This window comes from Tissierella sp. (genome assembly GCF_031460495.1).
GTDB lineage: Bacteria > Bacillota > Clostridia > Tissierellales > Tissierellaceae > JAVKTS01.
The window spans coordinates 14,460-37,383 of the sequence record NZ_JAVKTS010000004.1 but is presented as its reverse complement, the minus strand read 5'-3'; the positions used below and the strand labels follow the sequence as shown (position 1 = coordinate 37,383).

General features: G+C 30.9%; 22 protein-coding genes and 1 tRNA gene. 2 read left to right on the top strand and 21 right to left on the bottom strand.

What is annotated here, in order from left to right; translation table 11 throughout:
- The first annotated feature begins 54 nt into the window (after positions 1-54).
- Positions 55-141, top strand: a tRNA-Leu gene (locus RIN63_RS10715).
- Between the two features lie 166 nt (positions 142-307).
- Here the strand turns inward: RIN63_RS10715 and RIN63_RS10710 are convergent.
- On the bottom strand, positions 308-649 hold the full coding sequence (locus tag RIN63_RS10710; RefSeq protein WP_310444722.1) for a hypothetical protein: 342 nt from the start codon (positions 647-649) through the stop codon (positions 308-310).
- 768 nt (positions 650-1,417) lie between these two features.
- Here RIN63_RS10710 and RIN63_RS10705 point away from each other — a divergent pair.
- A complete protein-coding gene (locus RIN63_RS10705) occupies positions 1,418-1,573 on the top strand; it encodes a hypothetical protein (RefSeq protein ID WP_310444721.1) in 156 nt (51 codons plus the stop codon).
- Positions 1,574-1,916: 343 nt separating this feature from the next.
- Here RIN63_RS10705 and RIN63_RS10700 read toward each other — a convergent pair whose 3' ends face one another.
- From RIN63_RS10700 to potA, 20 genes are all read right to left on the bottom strand, one after another.
- Positions 1,917-2,831, bottom strand: a complete 915-nt coding sequence (locus RIN63_RS10700) for a DUF3991 domain-containing protein (RefSeq protein ID WP_310444720.1) — start codon at positions 2,829-2,831, stop codon at positions 1,917-1,919.
- A gap of 128 nt (positions 2,832-2,959) precedes the next feature.
- Positions 2,960-3,166, bottom strand: a complete 207-nt coding sequence (locus RIN63_RS10695) for a hypothetical protein (RefSeq protein ID WP_310444719.1) — start codon at positions 3,164-3,166, stop codon at positions 2,960-2,962.
- 92 nt (positions 3,167-3,258) lie between these two features.
- Positions 3,259-4,644, bottom strand: a complete 1,386-nt coding sequence (locus RIN63_RS10690; RefSeq protein WP_310444718.1) for an aldehyde dehydrogenase — start codon at positions 4,642-4,644, stop codon at positions 3,259-3,261.
- Between the two features lie 39 nt (positions 4,645-4,683).
- Complete coding sequence (locus RIN63_RS10685) at positions 4,684-5,154, bottom strand: HAD hydrolase family protein (protein ID WP_310444717.1); 471 nt, start codon at positions 5,152-5,154, stop codon at positions 4,684-4,686.
- Between the two features lie 227 nt (positions 5,155-5,381).
- Positions 5,382-5,921: a DUF5698 domain-containing protein gene (locus RIN63_RS10680; protein ID WP_310444716.1), complete on the bottom strand. Its 540-nt coding sequence runs from the start codon at positions 5,919-5,921 to the stop codon at positions 5,382-5,384.
- 362 nt (positions 5,922-6,283) lie between these two features.
- Positions 6,284-7,447, bottom strand: coding sequence for a hypothetical protein (locus RIN63_RS10675; protein WP_310444715.1), 1,164 nt, complete (start codon positions 7,445-7,447; stop codon positions 6,284-6,286).
- Positions 7,448-7,618: 171 nt separating this feature from the next.
- The gene (locus RIN63_RS10670; RefSeq protein WP_310444714.1) at positions 7,619-8,125 is read right to left on the bottom strand and encodes a GNAT family N-acetyltransferase; all 507 of its coding nucleotides are present in this window, start codon (positions 8,123-8,125) and stop codon (positions 7,619-7,621) included.
- A 25-nt stretch (positions 8,126-8,150) separates the two neighbouring features.
- The gene (locus tag RIN63_RS10665; protein ID WP_310444713.1) at positions 8,151-9,131 is read right to left on the bottom strand and encodes a D-cysteine desulfhydrase family protein; all 981 of its coding nucleotides are present in this window, start codon (positions 9,129-9,131) and stop codon (positions 8,151-8,153) included.
- 144 nt (positions 9,132-9,275) lie between these two features.
- On the bottom strand, positions 9,276-9,893 hold the full coding sequence (locus RIN63_RS10660) for a 4Fe-4S binding protein (protein ID WP_310444712.1): 618 nt from the start codon (positions 9,891-9,893) through the stop codon (positions 9,276-9,278).
- Positions 9,894-9,931: 38 nt separating this feature from the next.
- The gene (locus RIN63_RS10655; protein WP_310444711.1) at positions 9,932-12,793 is read right to left on the bottom strand and encodes a hydrophobe/amphiphile efflux-3 (HAE3) family transporter; all 2,862 of its coding nucleotides are present in this window, start codon (positions 12,791-12,793) and stop codon (positions 9,932-9,934) included.
- A 13-nt stretch (positions 12,794-12,806) separates the two neighbouring features.
- The gene (locus RIN63_RS10650; protein ID WP_310444710.1) at positions 12,807-13,388 is read right to left on the bottom strand and encodes a TetR/AcrR family transcriptional regulator; all 582 of its coding nucleotides are present in this window, start codon (positions 13,386-13,388) and stop codon (positions 12,807-12,809) included.
- Positions 13,389-13,510: 122 nt separating this feature from the next.
- The gene (locus tag RIN63_RS10645; RefSeq protein ID WP_310444709.1) at positions 13,511-14,503 is read right to left on the bottom strand and encodes a lipoate--protein ligase; all 993 of its coding nucleotides are present in this window, start codon (positions 14,501-14,503) and stop codon (positions 13,511-13,513) included.
- 21 nt (positions 14,504-14,524) lie between these two features.
- Positions 14,525-16,156, bottom strand: a complete 1,632-nt coding sequence (locus tag RIN63_RS10640; RefSeq protein WP_310444708.1) for an MBL fold metallo-hydrolase — start codon at positions 16,154-16,156, stop codon at positions 14,525-14,527.
- 42 nt (positions 16,157-16,198) lie between these two features.
- The gene (locus RIN63_RS10635; RefSeq protein ID WP_310444707.1) at positions 16,199-17,383 is read right to left on the bottom strand and encodes an FAD-dependent oxidoreductase; all 1,185 of its coding nucleotides are present in this window, start codon (positions 17,381-17,383) and stop codon (positions 16,199-16,201) included.
- A gap of 75 nt (positions 17,384-17,458) precedes the next feature.
- Positions 17,459-18,226 (bottom strand): YqiA/YcfP family alpha/beta fold hydrolase, encoded by a 768-nt coding sequence (locus RIN63_RS10630; protein WP_310444706.1) that lies wholly within the window; start codon positions 18,224-18,226, stop codon positions 17,459-17,461.
- Between the two features lie 140 nt (positions 18,227-18,366).
- Positions 18,367-18,888, bottom strand: coding sequence for a GNAT family N-acetyltransferase (locus tag RIN63_RS10625; protein ID WP_310444705.1), 522 nt, complete (start codon positions 18,886-18,888; stop codon positions 18,367-18,369).
- Positions 18,889-19,213: 325 nt separating this feature from the next.
- Positions 19,214-20,254: a spermidine/putrescine ABC transporter substrate-binding protein gene (locus tag RIN63_RS10620; protein WP_310444704.1), complete on the bottom strand. Its 1,041-nt coding sequence runs from the start codon at positions 20,252-20,254 to the stop codon at positions 19,214-19,216.
- A gap of 1 nt (position 20,255) precedes the next feature.
- Positions 20,256-21,041, bottom strand: a complete 786-nt coding sequence (locus RIN63_RS10615; RefSeq protein WP_310444703.1) for an ABC transporter permease — start codon at positions 21,039-21,041, stop codon at positions 20,256-20,258.
- Positions 21,035-21,868: an ABC transporter permease gene (locus RIN63_RS10610; RefSeq protein WP_310444702.1), complete on the bottom strand. Its 834-nt coding sequence runs from the start codon at positions 21,866-21,868 to the stop codon at positions 21,035-21,037. Before RIN63_RS10610 ends, RIN63_RS10615 begins: the two co-directional genes overlap by 7 nt.
- Before the next feature lie 2 nt (positions 21,869-21,870).
- Positions 21,871-22,911, bottom strand: a complete 1,041-nt coding sequence (potA, locus tag RIN63_RS10605; protein WP_399324743.1) for a spermidine/putrescine ABC transporter ATP-binding protein — start codon at positions 22,909-22,911, stop codon at positions 21,871-21,873.
- Positions 22,912-22,924 lie beyond the last annotated feature (13 nt).

Genomic DNA, 22,924 nt, shown 5'->3' with positions numbered 1-22,924 from the left:
AAAATCTTGATTTATTAAGTTTTATATGCTATTATATTTCTTGTAATCATTTTAGCCGCTGTGATGGAATTGGCAGACGTGCTGGACTCAAAATCCTGTGGTAGTGATACCGTGCCGGTTCGACCCCGGCCAGCGGCACCAAGACAAAAAGAAGTTTAAGCTTTTACGCTTAAACTTCTTTTTTTATGATGTTATAGTTTAAAATCTCACCATGGAATACACAATATGGTCAGCTGCGCTATTAATAAATGTTGTGTCTAAACTCATTTATTTTATGCTTATCCTTAACTAGATAAATTGGAATTTGTTATAAAACATCAGCATAAAATTTATCATTATGTTCTGTAAAAACAACTTCTGCCGGAAACAGATTTGTTCCCATATTCGCCAGTCCTACTACAGGCATTGCCCACTCACTTAAATCATTAAGCAACCTATAACAGTAAGTCCTTTCAGGTTCTGCAATGGTAGCCAATGGAATACCTTCTCTGCTAAATCCAATTGAAAGAACAAAACATTTGCAACATCCATTCGTGAACTTCAATAATGGTTGCTGTAGTGCATCAAAAAACACCTTTGCGCCTCTCTTATTGGGAAGATAATCCTTTACTTCTGATGATATTGGATTAAACGGAAATTTATTTCTCATTCGGGCATAGTAATCTGCAAGGCATTCACATACATATGAGTTAAAATACTCGCCCTGCATATCGACATTCTGTTTTCTTATTTCTGCCGCCGAGGAAAAATGATTCATATAATTTAAAAGTGCAATCAATATTATTAAGTCATCAGAGTACTGTTTGAGATTACTACATTTACTGCACTTACATTTATTGCACAACTTAATCACTTTCTTCATTTAAGTATAAATATCATGATATTACATACTTTACTTGTTATGCGACATAAAAATAATGCTTTAATACAATTCTTTGTTATCATAATTGTTTCTATCCTAGATGACTTAATCCATCCTCAAATTAGAGCAACTCTTGTATTTCTACACCCCTACTTAGTAACATTTTAACAGTAATTCTCATATTATATTAGAGAGTTGGTTCTCTTAAAATAAACGGAGGTGTTAATTGTGGGCGAAATACTTGGTAGAGATAGAGATAGAGACTGTGACAGAAAAGGTATGGATACTTCTTTGTTGTTCTTCTTCCTGATACTAGTATTAATTTTCTGTAACTGTGATATATTTTAGTAGATTATAAGAGTCGGGGTTTGTCCCCGATTCTTATATTTAACCCATATCTCTAGCTCCATGCTGCATATAAATTACATTATCTTCTTGCTATGTGTCGTTCATTGATAGTTTGTTTAATTCTACTCCGTGTCCCTTGATTAACAATTTTTACTAATTCTCATATACTATTATGAGATATTTTATGAATAAATGGAGGTGTTTACTGTGGGCGTTGATTTATTATGTGATAGAGGCTGCGATAGAGATAGGGATTGCGATAAAAATAATAACTTTATGTTAATATTTTTTATTGTATTAATAATTATTTTCTGTGGTGATGATTTATTCGGTGACTTCTTTGGTAGAAAAAAAAGGTGCTAAATCTCACATTAGTCGGGGCTTGTCCCCGATTCTGTTTTTATAAATCTATCCTCTAGCTCTATAGTGCATATAAATAACATTTAATGCAGCTAATAATAGCTCTTAGAATGTGGCTTATATACAATATTTTTACAATATTTTTACTAAATATTTAGTTTTAGTGTATCTAACATTTTTAACTACTTATACAATATAAAGATATCTTAATATTGATTTTTTATATACTAAAGTTCTTGCGTTATTTTTAGTATCCATGCCATAATCCTTTCTTTAAATTATTAAAAAATGAGCTACATGTCTAGCTCATAAACCTCACTTTCTTCATTTTCTAATTGTACTACTTTTAATTGTTTTTTATATTTCTATTAATATGAACCAGATCCTCATTAAAATCTTTTAGCTCGGGAAACTCTATATTTATCTTATATCTATCCTGGTATTCTTTTTTTATATGATTAGCAGCATCAATACCCCATTTATCATTATTAAGGCATATATTTAACTCTCCTATATTAGGATTATCTTCTAAATATTGATTTAATGCTACAGGAGCTAAACATCCTAATGATAGCATATGGTGATTGAATTCTTCATGATATTTAAACTTCTTTTGTAGTGTTAAATAACTCATTACTTCTATAGGAGATTCAAATATATAGAGTTTATTAGTCTCTCCTGGGATATTGAAAGAAAAAGCTTTATTACTATTCTCAACTTCTCCCTTAAATTCCTTACTTGAGTTAGTACCCCTAAGACCTGCATATTTTGGTACTCCTTCTTTATCATATCCAACAAATACACAATTTCTTCTTTCATCTTCATAAAGTGTTTTACTTTGAATACAGTTATATACCATATCCTTATCAATACCTCTGGTTTTAATTAAGTATGCAATTATATGATTAAAGGTTTTATTTTTCTTTGGTAGAATAAATTCCTTACTAGTTTCTTTATCAATAATCTTATGACTTAAGTTTACATGACTACTTTCATAGTTGTTACCTAGTAAAGTCTTTACTGCTTCTACCCAAGTATTATTTTCCAAAAACATAACTAATTGAATTGGGCCTCCACCTTTGCCCTTAGAAAAACAGTTCCATTTGTTTTTTATAGGATCGATATATAATCCACCATGACCTTCTAGCTTAAAAGTCTTTCCAGCTCTTTTAGTTTCTAAATTCAAATTATTTATGTAATCTACTATGCTGACATTGTTCGCTTCATTTATTTCTTCATCAGTATATCTTTTAACTTCCATTAGATGCACCTCCAAAGCTTTTAAATAGAATAAAGAAGTATTAAAGTGCTTTTCTTTTTTACTTTCTTTTTTCTTTATTTGTTCAATTTAAAAAAACTAGCTATAGATACTTCTATTGCTAGTTTTAACTATTGTTCTATTTCCCAATCATCTTCTAAACCCAATTGCTCTTTGGACTCATCTTTTGATCTGTTTTTCTCAAATACTTCATCTGGTAGTTCATCATAATATTCTCCCCAATTCCAAAATGCCTTATCACCTTCTTTCTGTATCCCATGAGCTACTATGAACTGGTGACCCGTAAATAGTATTGCATCATCATCCCCAATTTTCAATACCAAGGTTTGATCATTTGCACCTGTTTTAATAATATCGCCTTAAAAAAAGAAGTTTAAGCTTTTACGCTTAAACTTCTTTTTTTATTGTATTATTTCATAACTTTTTTTACCAGATTTAATTGCCCCTCACTATATGGTGGATATCTCAATGGCATATCAATGTTCTTATGAGATTTGAGGATACTCTTTTTATGTGAAAATCTATCAAAGCTGTATCTTCCATGATAGTTTCCCATGCCGCTGTTTCCTACTCCTCCGAAAGGAAGTTTGCTATTAAGTAGATGTAAGAGTCCATTGTTAATACAGCCTCCTCCGAACTCAATTCTTTCAATGATAAAATCTTCTAACTCTTTATCATTTGTAAATAGATAAAGAGCCAATGGATATCGATTTTTCCTCACCACTTTTATTATTTGATCAGTATCTTTATATGTCATAACAGGTAAAATTGGTCCGAAAATTTCTTCCTGCATGATTGCACTATCTAAATCTATTCCATCAATTATAGTTGGAGCTATATACTTTTCTTCTCTATTACTTTCTCCACCGACTATGACATGACCCTCATCTAAAAATCCCTTAAGGACATCAAATCGCTTTTCATTAATAATTCGTCCAAGATCTTTACTTTCCCTTGGATTATCTCCAAAAAAGTCTTTTATATATTTTATCATTATCTTTAAAAAATCTTCTTTCACATCTTCATGAACCAATAGATAATCTGGAGCAACACATGTTTGTCCAGCATTATAGTATTTTGCAGTAGTGAGTCTCTTTGCAGCTAAGTCAAGATTTGTATTTTTATCTACAATAGCTGGACTTTTGCCTCCTAACTCCAAAGTTACTGGGGTTAAATGAGCAGCTGCCATTTTCAATACCTCTTTTCCAACCCTTTCACTTCCAGTAAAAAATATATGATCGAATCTAAATTTTTCAATTAACATGTTACCCAAGATAGATCCAGGTCCTTGTATTACACTAATATATTCCTCATCAAATATCTCAGTGATAATTTTCTCCACAACTTTAGCTGTGTTGTTTGCTTGATTAGATGGTTTAAGGATGGCACAATTTCCCGCAGCTATAGCACCTACTAAAGGTGCCATTAACAAATGAAAAGGATAGTTCCAAGGTCCAACTATGAGTACTACCCCTAATGGCTCTGAATATAAATAAGATTTAGCAGGATATGTTGTAACAGGTGTTGCCACTTTTTTCGGTTTCATCCATGATTTTAAATGCTTCATAATATAATTAATCTCATCATAAACAAACCCTATTTCTGAAGTAAATGCTTCAAAATCAGACTTATGTAGGTCTTTATAGAGAGCATCAACAATTTCAAGTTCATATCTCTTTATGGCATCTTTCAGTATTTGTAATTTATGAAATCTAAAATCATAGGATTTGGTATTTCCATTATCGAAGTATTCCCTCTTCAAATTAAAAGCTTCTTTTATCGATATATCATCCATTGCTTTCTCCTTTATATTCAGATTTTTAAATATTAATTGTTAATTTCTTAAGGTTGCCTTAACCATAATTTTATTAAGTAGTATTTCTAGAGCATCTATAATAGACCTAGTTACTATATCTGCTTTAGCTAACAATTTTCCTGAAGTACCTTCCCCTTCAATTACAGCAATAGATAATATAGCCTCTTCAAACATTGGTATATCATTAAAGCCATTTCCTAGACAAATAGTGTTACTACCGCTTAATTTTTTCACTATTTCTTTTTTAGATTCCCCAGCATTTTCTTTAGGAAATGTTAAAACCTTAGCATTAATACCCATACATTCTTTTTCTACAGTTCCATATGTATCAGCTGTTAGGATGTAGATATTTGCGCTTTCTGATAACTTATTTATTAACTCTTGAACTCCAACAATTAATTTTCCATCTACTGCTATGGTGCCATTGTAGTCAAAGACAATATTTTTGATATCAATATTGTCTCTGCCAGGTATTTCATATATCAACATATTTATTCCCCCAATTAGCATTATCCATATATTATTCTATTATTGTATGGTCCTTTTATATCACCATATTCCACTAATTCCCATCTAAAATAAATGCAGTATAATCTGATGTTCTTTTAGCTTGAGATAAATTATGGGTTACTATTATTATAGTATATTCTTTAGAAAACCTTAAGAGTATTTTTTCTAAGGTTCATCTAATAATAAAACCATAATAGTTTTACTATCTAAGCTTCTTTAACTCTTGTAGTAGTTATTTTACCATGTACCTTATTTAATGTTTTTATCTTGAATGTTGGGTTATGAACACCAAATTCTTCTATAATATCTTCAAGTACATTAAATTCTTTTCTTTTAATAACAATTTCAATTTTATATCTTTCTTCCTCATTGTTTCCACCAACGATAGAATTGTTAACTGTATACCCTGTTTTTCTAAGTTTGTCTGCAATTTTAATTGTTTTATCCTTATCATTAAGAAATAAATCTACTTCCATAATGCCAAGTGCTAATCTATCCTCAATCTTACCGCCTATAAAAACTCCTAAAGTTCTACCCAAAGCATATGCTACTGTAAATTGAATACCATCCGAGCTAGTAACTTTACTAACCGTAGTTGCGAAAATCATAGCATCTGCAAATACTAATATATAAACTGGATTCATAATCTTTTTAGACATCAATATTGTTTTTAATGTTGCTAAAATATTTGTAAAAGCAGTAATCAAAAACAAACCAATCAGTGCAAATATAACATTTGTCGTCATCACGACACCTCCTTTTTATTTTTTTCAATAACAAAAAACTACCATGCAAATTGCATGCTAGTTAGCAAATAATTAGTTCTATATCTATTTAAATAATTCATATTGAAAATTCAAGAATAGAATAAACACGATTTTGTATAAATAAGTCTATAAGTATGCCACGAGAAGGATTTGAAATTTCTTTCCTTCTTAACTTTAAAATAAGGATAAGATTATTGCAAAATTAATTTTTTATACTTTATATTTTATACTTTTACTAATCTAACTATTAAACCAACTTTTTTATTATATCACAAATCTCCAATATATGCAAATCAGCAAAAAAGAACAAAGGATTATCCTTTGTTCAAATCTGAATTGTTCTAATATCTCAATACAGCTGCTACAGTTTTACCATCTGGGACTTTATTTGGATCAACTGCATATACCGTTCCACCTCTTGATATAGTCAGAGTTGCAGCTAAATCCATAAGTTCTTCATTTCCATACTCTTCTTCCTTATGAAATTCTATTTTATTAGTATCTGGGTTAAATTTTCCCCATTGCTCGGCTTCTTTAGAGATAAATAATGTTTCTATTTGACCACTATATGCCTGAGGAATTATTTTCTTTAGTGAGTCAGAAAACAGATTATTTTTCTGACCTGAGAACTGTTTATACTTAGCTTCAGCTAATTCTTGTATCTTTAGAAACTTAGGCTCTATAAGTTCCCATGCCATTTTCTGCAAATCATCTCCATATAATATTTCAGGATTTCCTTTTATATATTCATCTAAAATATTTGGATAACCACTGATTTCTTTATATATAGGAATCAGATATTCCACTCCTGCTAATATTAAAGGTATTTCATTTCCTCCATGTAATTTTTTTACAGATTCGTCTATTGCACGGAAGTATTTATAAAGTTGATTTTTATTAAAATCATTTTCCACACCTTGCCCTTGACTTGCTGTATTATATACAAGAGAAGAACTGCTCACTGGGTTAGCAGTACGAATTTGCAATTTAGTTCTTGGATCATCATCCACCTTCACATCTTCTACAGATTTAGGTGCATCTTCCATTACTATTTCCTTAACTGTCTGTCTTGTAGCTCTAAACAATCTAACTTCATTCTGACTAAGTGCTAATATATAGAACTGTCCATCTGTTGTAAACAAAGGAAGAAGTGGTTTAGTGTAGAGCTTATTTGAAATCACAACCTGTTCCTTTACTTCAAATGGTAAATGATAATAATTCATTCCTTCTTGGGTAATAAATATTGCTAGACCTTCTGTTTGATTTTGCCAAAATAATGTCTCATCTATTAAATCACTTGCTGGTCGTAGGATATTTCCAACTTCTGCTTTATCTAATCCCATATTAAATAATTTATCTTCAGCTTCTCTAACTTGCTGTTTAAATCGTATTGGATTTTGCTTAATATCTACTCCCATACGATAGGTAGGTATATACATTGATACACAGCATTCTTCTTCTACATTTATTAATTCTTCAAATTTCTTTCTAGTTAGTATCTCCATTATATCCTCCTTGTTGAAAAATTATTTGATTAGTTTATAAACTATTATCTTTATTAATTTGCCCACTATTTTTTCTACTATGTAGATATTTATTTAGATTAATAGGATATGAATTCAAAAATCTCCAATTGCTTTTTTGCAATTGGAGATTTTTAATATTATTGTATTTTTTTAAAATTCATTAGCTAAATTTGTGAGTGCTTCATTGTGTACTCTGTAAACTGTCCATTCATCCATTGGTACAGCCCCTATACTTTTATAGAAATTAATTGATGGTTCATTCCAATCTATACACCACCATTCAAATCTTCCACAATTTCTATCTAGGGCAGTCTTTGCTAAAAATGATAGAAGTATTTTCCCATATCCTTTTCCTCTCATTTCAGGCCTTATATATAAATCCTCTAAGTAAATTCCAGGTCTCCCTAAAAAAGTAGAAAAATTATGAAAGAAAAGAGCAAATCCTACAGGTTCACCATCATGCTCTCCAATAATCACTTCTGCAACCTTTCGTTCAAACAAGCTTTCTTTTAGTATTTCCTCTGTTGCGACAACTTCATTTAATAATTTTTCATAATCTGCTAGTTCTTTTATAAAATCAAGAATTAGTTTTAAATCCTTTTCTTCAGCAAATCTAATTTTAAAATGCTCATTTTTGGTTTTAATTATTGTATTCATTTTTTACCCCTCTTTTTCTTTTATTTTATAACATTCCTCTTGAAAAATTAGTCCATCCATATATTCCACCTGTGTGGATAAATAAAATATTTTTGTGTTTATTAAATCTTCCTTTTTTTATTTCTTCTACTAAACCATACATAGCCTTTCCAGTATATACTGGATCCAATATTATCCCTTCTAGTTTAGCTAGTTTATGAATAAATTCTATCTCTTCTGCTCTGCTTAATGCATATCCTTTCCCCACATATCCATCTAATATATCTATCTCTTCTTTATTTACAGGAATTTCTTTTCGAGTATACTTAGATATCTCTTTAATTAGCTTTCCTATAATATTTCTAAAATGCTCTGCATCATTACAGACATTTACTCCATAAATTATTGCATTATTATTTTTAATCTGATTCATATAGTATAAGCCTGCATAGGTTCCACCAGATCCTACAGCTGTAACTATGGCATCAAACTTTATACCCAGTTCATTTTCTTGCATTAGTATCTCTTCCATAGCCTTGCAATATCCCAAGGAGCCTATTCCATTGGATGCTCCTTCTGGCAATATATATGCTTTATGCCCTTCTTTAGCCAATTCATTTTTGATTTCTTCCATAACATCCATTCTATAGTTTTTGTACTCTTCGGTAGTAATGAGCTTTATCCTAGCTCCAAGTATCCTATCTAAAAAATAATTTCCCTCTAAATCAGCCTCTTTTTTTCCTCTAAGAACAAGATAAGATCCTATACCTAGCTTTGCGGCTACAGCTGCTGTCGCTCTAGCATGATTTGATTGTATACCTCCACAAGTAATTAAATAATCACATCCATTGTCCAATGCCTCTTGTACAGCAAATTCTAATTTTCTTACCTTGTTTCCAGATATTTCGCTACCTGTTTGATCATCTCTTTTTATGTAGATTTGTGAACCTAATTCTTGACTTAATCTTTCTAATTTTTCAATTTTAGTTGGAAGATTTGCAAAATTAATTGATTTTGGTAAATTCATCAGATTCCCTCCATTTTTCTCTTATTATTCTGATTATATAATATATTATTTAAGTCATATATATTATATATATTATAAACCCTAATAGCCAATATAATATTTAAAAAATCAAGGCTAGCAGATATAATATCCACTAGCCAATTTTTATTTATAGTCTATTACTTTCTTTGGACAAACCTTTGCACATCTTCCACATACAATACATTCCTTTTTATTAATTACAGGATCTCTTTCTTTATCATCCCATGCTATTGCATCTGCAGGACAAGACTTTACACACATTCCACATCTAATACATCCTTCAGTTCCAACTTTATATCCATTTTTACTTTTACTTGAAAACACTGAAAACAAAGTTCCATAGGGACATAGGTATCTATGCCATAAACTTGGCTCGAAAAATATAGTCAACAATACACCAAGTGCGAATAAAATTGGAAGTACAGGCAATCTTTTACCAGTTTTAAAAACAAATATCATTGTTCCTAAAAATAGTATTAACACACCTACTCTTATAGTATTATGACTTATCCAAGTAGGAGTTTTGATTCTCTTCCTTTTTTTCTTGGATGCATCATCATCAATTACTTCCATAACAGTATTTATAGGGCATATATATCCGCAATAAAACCTCCCTAGAAAAGTTGATAATAATAAACTCCCTAAAAAAATTACCATCCAAATCTGGACTTTCCCTTTCACTATTAAGAAACTAAAAACAATTAAAGCTAATATCTGTATCCATCTTCTATACTTTAACATAATCTTTCCCCCATATTTTATGTTATTATCCCTAAATATTACTTATTCTCAAAAGTTAATTTTCTTTGAATCTCCTTACCTTCTTCTATTTCTTTTTTACTAACTATAAATCTATCTAGGATAATAATTACTGCTGGTAGTATAATAAATGTACTCATTAAAGCTAAGGAAACATTTATTACTGTCATTAATCCAAAGTCCTTTAATATTACAAACTTAGAAGCCATCAATACGCTAAAACCACCCACTGTAGTTAGTCCTGAGGCTACTGTAGCTTTGCCTATCATGGTTACAGTAATTAACATAGATTCTAGTTTTTCTTTGCCTGATTTTCTTTCTTCAAGATATCTTTCAAGTAACATTATGGTCATCTCTGTACCCATTCCCAAGACTAATGCACCTAATGTAGCCGTAATTGGAGTATACTTTAGACCTAGTAAATACATGATTCCTCCTGACATTCCTACTATTAATACTATTGGGAATACTGGAATAAATGCCTTAACTATATTTCTGTATATGAAAAGTAATACTACAAATACTAATCCAATTCCTATTAAAGTCATCTTAATTCTTCCAGAAGTTAAACCATCTACCATCTCAACATCTAAAACAGACTTTCCAGTGACATGGACTGTCATATCTGCATCACTTACTACACCTTTTAATTCATTCACAAATATTTGTAAGTCATCTGTTGGAAGGTGTTTTATATTTAATAAAATTACAGATTTATTCTGTTCTTCATTCAAAAACATTTTGCTTTGTGATTTAGGCAAACTGTTTACCATATCTATATATTCGCTATGGGAAATATCTTCTGTTTCAGCAATATTACTTACAACAGTATCTATAGATTTAATATCAACTACAATATCATCAAATCTATCCTCTATTTCTTTTATTGTATTCTTCATCCATGATTTGTTTTCTTCAGTTAGAATATTATCACTTTCCATGTAAATTGCCATTTGATTTGTAGACCCAACAATATCTCTAACTCTATGGATGTCATTTAAAGCTACCATGTCTTGAGGCATAAATGTTTCTATATCTGTTTCTACTCCAACTTTTCTATCTGCTACTACACCAAATGCAGCAATAACAATTGAAATAGCAATAACTATTATAGAATATTTCACAACAAATTTGGCACTTCCTTGGAGCATCTTATCTAACACAGTTGGTTTATCATCGATTACTTTTACCTTTCTATTTGTCTGTTTATCAAAGGTATCCCTTAGATACAATATTGGCATAAGCAAAAATACAGATCCGATAAAACTTATAAAAACTCCTATGGTTAACATCTTTCCGAAGTCTTGAATCATAGGTACTGGAGATGCATAAAGAGAAATAAATCCTAGAACTGTGGCCAATACTGCTATAGCTACAGCCTTTCCGATTTGCGCTAAAGTTACCTTTGCAGATTTTTCTTCTTCATATCTGTTTTGGAACTGTATTGAATAATCTATCCCTAGTCCGATTAAAATAGGAAAAACAGCCATAGACACCATTGTCATAGGTACATTAATAGTTCCCATAAATCCTAAAGTTGCTATTACTGAAACAAATATAATACCTAGACTCAATATTCTCCATCTAATTTTAAATACTAATAGCAATATTACAAACATTAAAGCAACAGCCATTGCCACCATTACTTTCATATTAACTTTCATTTCAGATCTTAAAGAAGAATCTAATACTGGTTTTCCAGATACTATATATGACAAATCCTTAAAGCCTTCTTCCTCTAAGGCAGTGGATATATCTTGATAAATCGCATCCTTATATTCATCTCCTAAATTCCCTTGTAACTTTACAATCATCACACTATGATTGGGGTCAACAATTACATCAGAAAATATTGAACGAAGTTCTAAATCTTCGTCATAAAGCAAATTATCTAACTCTTCTTGTGTCGTAGGTATATTTGCTACCATCATCTCAGATTTATTGTGGAAAAGTTCTAGACCTTCTGATATATCACCTAATTTTTCACCCATTGTAACAAATCCTGCTGCCATTTCTTTTAATTCATCTGGAGAAATTCCTCCATCTAATCCTCCTGTCATAGAAGATGTTTCTTCTGTTAATTGATTGCTAACATTAGTTAAAGCATTTGCAGTATTTGCTGTTCCATCTTTTATCATTGATGTTTTCTCTGACATTGTCATAAGCCCTATTGCACTTTTACTGATGTTCTCAGATAATGTATTTAGCTTCATCTTTAATTCCATATTATCCCCTGCTAAATTGCCTAATTCTTTTAATTGGATTGAAGCCATTTTCAAGCCTTCTGATGCATTAGATAATCCACCTTGTAGTTGAGTAGCTCCTTCAGTAAGATTGTTTTGACCTAATATCAATTTATTAAAGGCTTCAGTAGATTTAGATAGATTGCTTAATTTATCTTTTATCTCCTGTGGATCTTTTATATCCTTAGAGCCTAATGTACTTCCAATTTCTATCATCTTTTCTGACATATCACCAAGTCCATCAGATATGGTTAAAATTTGCTCTTTTATTTTTTCAGATTGCATTTCTGTCATTTGATGAACTATACTTGCTGTACTCATCATTGAAAAGATATTTTCTTCATATTTAAATCGCTGTTCTATATTCCACATCTTTTCAATATTATTAACAGATAATATCTCCTCTGTTGTTGCCCCTTCAAATAAGACAATAATTGAATCTCCACCAAAGTTTTCTTCCATTATTTTATTTGATTTATATACTTCATTATCTGCTTTTACTAAAGTTTCATTACCAGTAGCCATATTTACATTCAAAGCGCCTATAATTAATATGCCAAATAGCAATACAGTTCCTAGAAAAATCTTAATTGGATTTCTTTCAATTATCTTCCCTATCCACCCAAATATTCTGCCCAATATCAATCACTCCTCAAATTTCTAAATTAATTAAACTATTTATTATAATAGGTATAATGTGACTTACAAAATCTTTTATCTTATCTTCATCTGCTTCAGGCATAAAAAGGAAAGATAGTATTCCACCCATTAATATTCTCAAGGTAAATTCCTCATCTCTCATTGCAAATCCCATATCTGTTATAGTAGTTTTTAGAAGTTCTGCAATCCTTCCAATGAAGTTTAAATCATTTAATTCTCCAGTTATTTTACTCTCCATTAAGATTAGCCTTATAACTTTATAGTTTTTAGAAATTAAACTTATTCTTTCCCTAAGGATATACTCTAACTGTTCTCTTGGTGATAGATCTTTAGATGCTACTACTGATTCTTTTAGGGTTGTGAATATTATAGGCTCTATACCCTCCATAAATATTTCTTGTTTTGAGCTAAAATGCCTAAATAAGGTAACTTCAGTTATATCAGCAGCCTTAGCAATTTCTTGAGTTGTTGTGCCATTGTATCCCTTTTCTACAAATACTTTTAAAGCGGACTCTATTATTTGTTCCTTTCTATCTTCTTTACTCATTCGTTTCCTACTTTCTTTATTCTCCATTCTTTCCTCCTTATGTAAGTACTTACTAACATAATATATTTTTTTCTACTATCTGTCAAGTATATTTGTAAGTTTTATAATTAAAAAATCCTCAACCATTTACTGATAGTTGAGGATTTTTTCTATTGAAACATTAAATCAACAAATTCTTCTTTGCTTATATTTCCAAAATATTTTTCCAATGGCTCATTTTCTAGTAGCTTTGATATTTCAGTTTTATCATATCTTGTTCCATTTAATTTATCTTGTAGTAAAGAAACATCTTCAGTTCCAAAGAAATCTCCATATATCTTACTTCCCTTAATCAAGCCACTAACTACATCAAACCTAATGTCTATACTACCGAAATCAAATCTCTTATAATTTTGGTAATTTGATTTTGGTGATTCTCCATAGTTCCATTCCCAAGTTGAATATTTTTCTTCGAATAATTTCTGGATATTGTCTAGATCTTCCTGTGATAATTTATATTCTTCAGGTACTAATCCTTCCATTTCAAAAATATTCTTTAATAATACATCTCTAAATTCATAAATATCAATATCTTTTGCCATATGAGGTCTAATATTTGTTACTCTACTCTTTACTGATTTAACTCCTTTTGACTCAATTTTATCCTGCTTAACTCTCAATGCATTGGACAATACATCTAATTCAGTATCAAACAACAAGGTCCCATGATTTAATACTCTTTTCTTCCATACTGATTGTGCTATACCTGAAAATTTCTTTCCTTCTAAAGTTATATCATTTCTACCTGATAGCTCACAATTAATACCTAGTTTTTCTAAGGATTTTACTATTGGAATATTGTATTTTTTAAAGTCTATCTTTTCTGATCCAGTTGACATACTAATTATACTAAAGTTCAGATTACCAAGGTCATGGTATACAGCCCCACCACCAGTTACTCTTCTAACTACTTTGATTCCTCTTTCTTCTACAAAATCTGAATTTATCTCTTCTACTGTGTTTTGATTTTTTCCTACTATAATTGCAGGACCATTGATCCAAAGTATTACATAATCTTCATTTAAATCAAGATGCTTGAAACAATACTCCTCAAATGCTAAATTATATCTTGGGTCATTAGAATTGTTTACTAAATATTTCATAACTTCCTCCTATGTCTGTTTTTATCTTCCCATTAAAATATTTAAATCCATTAAAGTATTCTGCAAATCAATTAACTGATTCTTGATTGAATCGTATTCCTTGGCAAAAATCTTATCATCAATTGTTTTATTGGATTTATCTATTAGAGCCTCAAATTGATTATATGCTGTTTTTAATTCATTTTCAATATTTTCTCGTAATAAAGTAGGAGATGTATCCATTCCTTTAACTAATTCTACCTCAGTACTATCAATAGCATAGCTATCACCGATACTAGGGATTATGGTCTCTATTTTATATAGGTGTTTGATAAGAGTAGATAAGGCAGTAGCTGCATCTTCTTCTCCATGAACAATGAATATCTTTTTAGGCTTCTTTTTAAAATTTTCTACCCAGTCCAAGAGTACATTTTGGTCAGCATGACCTGAAAATCCCTCAAGGTCATATATTTCTGCCTTTACATCTATTTCTTCTCCAAGAATCTTTACTCTCTTCTTGCCATCTAAAAGAATCCTACCAAGTGTCCCTTCAGCTTGATACCCAACAAAAACCAGTGAATTCTTTTCATCCCATAGATTATGCTTCAAATGATGCCTAATTCTACCTGCAGTAGCCATACCACTGGATGATATTATTACTTTAGGGAATTTAGACTTATTCAGCAACATGGATTCCTCTTGAGATCTGCTATATACTAAGTTTTGGAATTGGAAGGGATTATCTCCTCTTAGTATAAGCTCTCTTGCTTCTTCATTGAAACTAGATGAATTTCTCTTAAAAGCCTCTGTAGCATCTATTGCCATAGGGCTATCTATATATACCGGTATCTTCATATATTCTTCAACGCTAGGATTGTACTCATAATATTTATTTAACTGATATATAAGCTCTTGAGTTCTTCCTACAGCAAAAGAAGGGATTATTACAGTTCCGCCTCTTATAACTGTCTTGTTAATTACTTCTATAAGTTTCTCTGTACTACCCTCATAAGTTTCATGAATCCTATCACCATAGGTAGATTCTATTACTACATAGTCTGCTTCATCTATATATTCTGGATTGCTGATAATAGGTCGGCCTGGCATCCCTAAATCACCTGAGAAAACTACCTTAAGTTCTTCTTTTCCTTCCTTAATCCACAATTCTAATATGGATGAACCTAATATATGGCCTGCATCTCTAAATCTAATTAGGATATCATCATTAATCTTTATTTTTTGTTGATAAAAATATGGTTCAAAATACTTCAAACTATTTTCTGCATCTTCCATTGTATATAATGGCTCTAAAGGTTTCTTTCCACCTCTTTGTCTCTTCTTATTCTCCCATTCCACATCTGATTCTTGAATCTTTGCACTATCCATTAACATAATTTTACATAAATCTAATGTTGGTGATGTGGTTATTATTCTACCTTTAAAACCATCCTTAACTAATTTAGGGATTCTACCACTATGATCAATATGTGCATGAGTAAGAATTAAAAAATCAACTTCTCCAGGATTATATGGAAAATCATTGTAATTTAATTTTTCCATCTCCTTATTACCTTGGAACATTCCGCAATCTACAAGTATTTTATATTTCCCTGTGTTTATTAAATAATTAGATCCAGTAACCATCTTTGCTGCACCATAAAATTGAATATCCATAATCTCTCCTCCCTACTATTACTTCAATTCTACATTGAAATTTTATACAAATTTACTTCCCTCTTTGATGTATTCATCTACACTGGAATTAGCAACAACTGCATTTCTAAGGGTATTCATTTCCTTCAAATCTCCAAAAAGTATTACCCCAACAATTCTTCCATCCTTTGCAAATATCTTGTGATGGATGTCTTGTGTATCATCCTTATACTCATAAACCCTGTCAAAATCATTGATTATTCCTGCTGAAAATAGATTGATACTACCTATTTGCAAAGCAGTAAAAATCTTAGGTTGATTGTATTCCAGTTCTTTCCCAGTCATATTGCCACCTACTACTTTACCTTGTTCGTTTCCAGCAGTCCAAAGCCCAAGTACCATACCATCTATCTCAACTACATCTCCAGCTGCATAGATATTATCAAGATTTGTCTTCATATGATTATCAACTTTAATTCCCTTATCATACTCTATTTCACTATCTCTAACTAAATCTAGATTTGGTCTAACTCCAGATGAAATTAAAATTGCACCGCTTTTAAGTTTTCTGTCACCATTTAATTGTATTCCATCTGATTTACCTTCACCTAGTATTTCTTCAGCTTGGGAAGATAGGTAAACCTTAAAACCTACTTCTGATAGTTTTTGTTCTAATTTGTTGGAAATCTCTTTGTCTAATTGCCTAGGCAATAAATATGGTGCAAATTCAATTATACTAACTTCTTTGCCTAGTTCTTTCAAAGACCAAGCAGCTTCAAGCCCTAAAAGTCCACCACCTATTACAGCAACATCATTACAAGACTTTAGATAGTTCTTAATATAATGTAAGTCTTTTAAAGTTCTTAAGGCAAATACACCCTCTTTGAACTTTCCGTTGATTGGCGGAATAAATGGGCGACTACCTGTAGCAATCAACAGTTTTTCGTATTCAATTTCTTGACCATCATCTAATCTGACCTTGTTATTTTTTGTATCAATATTTTCTACTATCTTGCTTAGTAATACCTCTATATTCTTTTCTTTATACCAAGTTTCTTTACTTACTAAAAGTTCTTCATCAATAAAATCCTTAGCTAAATATTCTGTTAATTTTACTCTATAATAAGTTAGAGACGGTTCACTACTTATCATTAGCAGGCTGCCATTTTGATCATTGCTTCTTATTTCTCTTGCAGCTGCCAGACCTGCAATCCCATTACCGATTATTAAATATTTTGTTTTTATCATCTTTGATTCATCCCCTTATATATAATTATCTACCTATTATTACCCATTTAATTCCTCAATTACACAAAGGTATAGCTATAAATATTTATAGAACCAAGCAATACTCTCTTCCATCATATTTGTGGTTAAATAATGGTTCAAATTAGGATATTCAATTAATTCGACCTTTTTTGGATCCTGGTACAAAGATTTAATTGAGCTATAGAAATTTCTCTGGCTCTCCACTGATACTACATTGTCATTTGTGCCATGGAGCATAAGTATAGGCCTATCTCTTAATAGATGCATATTATTAGATGGATCTATTAAGTTAATTTTATCTTCCATTACCTTTAATTCTTCATTCATAGTTATATTCATTTCTTCTTTAAATATATCATTGGAATTCTTCCATCCACAGGATCCATTGAATACTACTAAAGCCTTTGCTTTTGCATTGTGAGTAAATACTCCTGATGATATGAATCCTCCCATGGAATGACCCGCTAGCCCTATCCTATTTGGGTCTGCTTTATATTTTTCTATCAATTCTTTAATTATTAGTTCAGATTCATCAAAAGTATTTAATATTACATCCCAAAAGTATCTTGCATTTTCTGCAGTATATTCAATTGGATTTCTTTCTCCATGATAAATAGCATCAGGTATTATAACCTGATATCCTACTGAAGCTAAAATAAAACCTCTCATTCTTTGAGATTCTTTACTTGAACTCCATCCATGATAGAAAATAATAGTAGCTAATAAAGCCTCTTTTTCTTTAGGTCTGAAAAGTATAGCTGGAATATCTCCTATATGTATCTTCTCTTCAATTATATTATTTGATTTTAAATAATCTGTCATATAACCCCTCCATTCCAATGCAAGATAAATTCTACAGAAAACCTATATATATTATACCACTAAATTCCAGAATATTTGAATAAAGGGAAACAAAAAACTGGATTATAGCTTTATTGCCATAATCCAGTGGTCTGAGTATATTAATTCTCTGCTACTTTATCCCATTTTTTATACTCATCTTCAGTAATCTCTAGATAAACAGAGTATGGCTCCAAAAATTCAGGGCGAGATTTACTTACAAAACCTAATTTATGATATAGTTTCCATGCACTTTTATTGTCAGGATTTGGATCTACATAAGCCCTTGTTGCCAGCTTATTTTCAAATACTTGAGTAATAGCAAATCTAAGAGAAAATTCTGCTATGCCCTTGCCCTGAGCATGTGGCAATAGTTTTATATCCAATGCAGACAAATTATTAATACAGTCAATCTCATAATAAGTTTCTCCACAGTAGCCTATTCCATCTGCATATATGCTATAATGCTTGCGGTATTGATTTTGATTAACACCAGATAACCATTTTTCGAGTTTATCCATAGTAATTCCTAACCCTTTCGGAAATCCTACATAAAACATAACTTCTCCATTGTTCCATAAATTCATAATATTATCTAAATCCTCAACTGTTGTTTCCTTAATTGTAATTTTCCCTGTATACATAATTCCTCCTTAAATTGTTGGAGGGTCTATCTATTTATGCCCTCCTTCATAATTGTCGGTATATTGCTAAATAGTTTTTTCATATGTATCACCCTTTCGTATATATTGTAATAATTTTACATTGAATTCCCCTGTAAGCTTTGTTAAGTAGCCAATCATAATATGGCTACTAATATTTTTATTGTATCATATCTTATAGCTTTACAACAGTATAAATATATCATCTTAAGTCTTCTAACAACTTGTTAATTCTAGAATATTTGAATAAGATGAAATAAAAAACTGGATTATAGCTTTATTGCCATAATCCAGTGGTTTGAGTATATTAATCTGAGAATATTTCAGTCCAGATTCTATCGTATTCTGATATTATATCAGCTGGGTCTTTGAATATCTCTGTATTTTCTATTTCTTCATCTGATGGATATGCAACTTTAGAGTTTTTTATATCATCTGGTAACAGTTCTATAGCCTCAGGTATAGGACTTGAATATCCAATATAATCAGAATTTCTTGCAGCAATATCAGGTCTGCACATGAAATTGATAAAGGCTTCAGCCCCTTCCTTATTCTTTGCAGTACTTGGTATTACCATATTATCAAACCAAAGATTTGTACCTTCCTTTGGTATAACATATTCTAAGTCTGGATTATCTCTAATCATAGCTACTGCATCTCCTGACCAAACTACAGCAAAAGCTGCTTCTCCGCCTACCATAGCATCCTTTACTTCATCTCCTAGATAAGCCTCTACTAATGGTCTTTGATTGATTAGCTCTTGTTTTGCTTCTTCTAGTTCATTGATATCTCTTGTATTCATTGAGTAACCTAGTTTTAATAATGCTACAGCAAGAGTATCTCTTTGACTATTTAACATAAATATTTGACCTTCATATTTTTTATTCCATAAAATATCCCAGCTATCTACCACATCATCTACCATTGTTTTGTTATAGATTATCCCTACTGTTCCCCACATATAAGGTACTGAATACTCATTACTTGGATCAAAATCTAAGTTGAAAAACTTTTCATCTACATTATTGATATTAGGCACATTATTTTTATCTAGTTTAGCCAACAAACCTTCTCTTGTCATTTTTTCAATCATATAGTCAGATGGAAATACTACATCATAGCTGCTTCCACCTTGTTTCAATTTTACATATAAGTCTTCGTTAGTTGAATACATGCTATAATTTACTTTGATATCAAATTCATCTTCAAAATCTTTGATTACAGATTTGTCTATATAGTCGCCCCAATTATATACATTGATACTTGGTCTACTATCACCACATCCTGATGCTATAACTCCAACAATTAAAACTAAAGCTATGAATAAAATAGATTTCTTTGTCTTCAAATTAAACACCTCTCTCCAACTCATTTTTTTCTGTTCTCTTATTTATTATTAATAGCATTATCAACATACCAACAAACATTAAGGTAGATAATGCGTTAATTACAGGATTTATTCCACGCCTTGTCATAGAAAATATTTCAATACTTAGGTTTGATACGCCGTTGCCTGTATTGAAGAAGCTAATGACAAAATCATCAATTGATAATGTAAATGCCATTAGTCCACCTGTGATTATTCCAGGCATTATTTCGGGTATAATTACCTTCCGAAGAGCATAAAATGGCGTTGCTCCTAGATCCATTGCTGCTTCTGCTAAATGCTTATTCATCTGCTTTAATTTAGGTAACACTGATAATACCACATAGGGTGTACAAAAAGTAATATGAGATAAAAGCATAGTTGCAAAACCAAATTCCATTTTTAAGAATCTAAATAGTGCCATTAGCGATACTGCAGTAACTATATCAGCATTTAATACTGGTAGATAATTTAAATTCAAAGCGATTTTCTTATTCAAACCAGGTAGATTAAATATTCCAATAGCTGCAAATGTACCTAATATTGTAGATATAATTGTTGATAGAGTCGCTATTAGAAAGGTATTATAAAGAGCCTTCAATATCTCAGCATCCTTAAATAATTCTACATACCATTTTAATGTAAATCCAGCCCATACCCCTCTTGATTTGGAATCATTGAAGGAGAACACTATTAGTACAATAATTGGTGCATATAAAAATAAAAATATCAAAAAAGTATATAACTTCTTAATACCTTTATTTACCATAGTCCTCCACCTCCTCCTTCTTTCTCCTTATCAAATTTAGATGTAAGTGCCATTGTTAAAAGGATAAACACCATTAGTATTATAGACATAGAAGAACCGAAATGCCAGTCTCCAGTCCACCTAAATTGCTGTTCAATAAGGTTTCCTATTAAATTAGATTTATTTCCACCTAACAGGCTTGATATAATAAATGTGCTCACTGCTGGAATAAATACCATGGTTATGCCTGTAATAATACCAGGGATACTTAAGGGTAGTATGACTTTGCTAAATACTTCCATTTTATTAGCGCCTAAATCTTCAGCTGCCTCTATTAAATTTTTATCAATTTTTACAAGGACGGAATATATAGGTAAAACCATAAAAGGTAAAAAGTTATATACCATCCCAAGTAAAACAGCTGTATCATTATACATTAAGTCAAGTGGCTGAAATCCTATTTTTGTAACTAAATAGTTTATAAACCCGTTCTTGCCAAGTAAAGTAAGCCATGCGTAAGTTCTTAATAAAAAATTCATCCACATTGGTATTACAAACATTAAAATCATAAGATTTCTTTTTCTTGCCTTCTCCTTAGATATAATTAATGCCATGGGATATCCAATTATCAAACAAAGAATTGTTGAAACAACGGCCAAATTCACCGACCTACCTAATACCTTTAGGTAAATTGGATTAATAAATCTTTTAAAATTAGCTAGACTAAATTGAAATGTAGAAAGATTTTGACTATCACCAACGGTAAAGGCAAAATATAATACTAGAAAAAGTGGAATCAATATAAATATTCCCATCCAAATTAAATATGGATATGATGCTTTTTTCATTTTCAACTTGCTCTCACCTTCTTCATTATATGAATGTTTTCAGGTAGTACAGACATCCCTATTTCTGTTCCAATAGGTTTCATTATTGTTGAATGTATCATCCATTCAAAATTTGGAGCTTGAACCATTATCTCATAATGAACACCCTTAAATGTAACTGATGTAACTACACCACTTAGACAAGCTTCATCTATAGGTACTATATCTAGATCTTCAGGTCTTATGACTACTTCTATGTTTTCTTCTTTATCAAATCCCTTATCTACGCAAACAAATTTCTTTCCTGCAAATTCAACTAAGAAATCCTCATGCATAATCCCATCTATAATATTACTTTCTCCTATAAACTGAGCTACAAAAGCATTCTCAGGTTCATTATATATATCAACAGGTGTTCCTATTTGTTGAATTTCACCTTTATCCATTACAACTATAGTGTCTGACATGGTCAATGCTTCCTCTTGATCATGGGTTACATAGATAAATGTTATACCTACTCTTTTTTGCATATTCTTTAATTCAATCTGCATATCTTTTCTAAGTTTTAAATCCAAGGCTCCTAAGGGTTCATCTAGTAAAAGTACCTTAGGCTCATTTACTAAAGCTCTAGCAATTGCAATCCTTTGTTGTTGACCTCCACTAAGGGAATCTATTGTTCTGTTTTCAAAACCTTGAAGATTTACAAGTCTTAGCATTTCCTTAACTCTCTTATTTATTTCATCCTTATGCATTTTTTTAATCTTTAATCCAAAGGCTATATTGTCGAACACATCTAAATGCGGAAACAAAGCATATTTTTGAAAGACTGTATTTATTTGTCTTTGATAAGGTGGAACATTACTAACATCCTTCCCCTCAAATAAAACCGATCCATTAGTTTGTTGTTCGAATCCGCCTATAATCCTAAGAGTAGTGGTCTTGCCACAGCCACTTGGCCCTAAGAGAGTCAAAAATTCATTTTCTTTAATATAAAGATTTATATTATTTAAAACAGTAACTCCATTATAATCCTTAGAGATATTATTTAATTCAACTGCGTACATTTTTCTTCCTCCC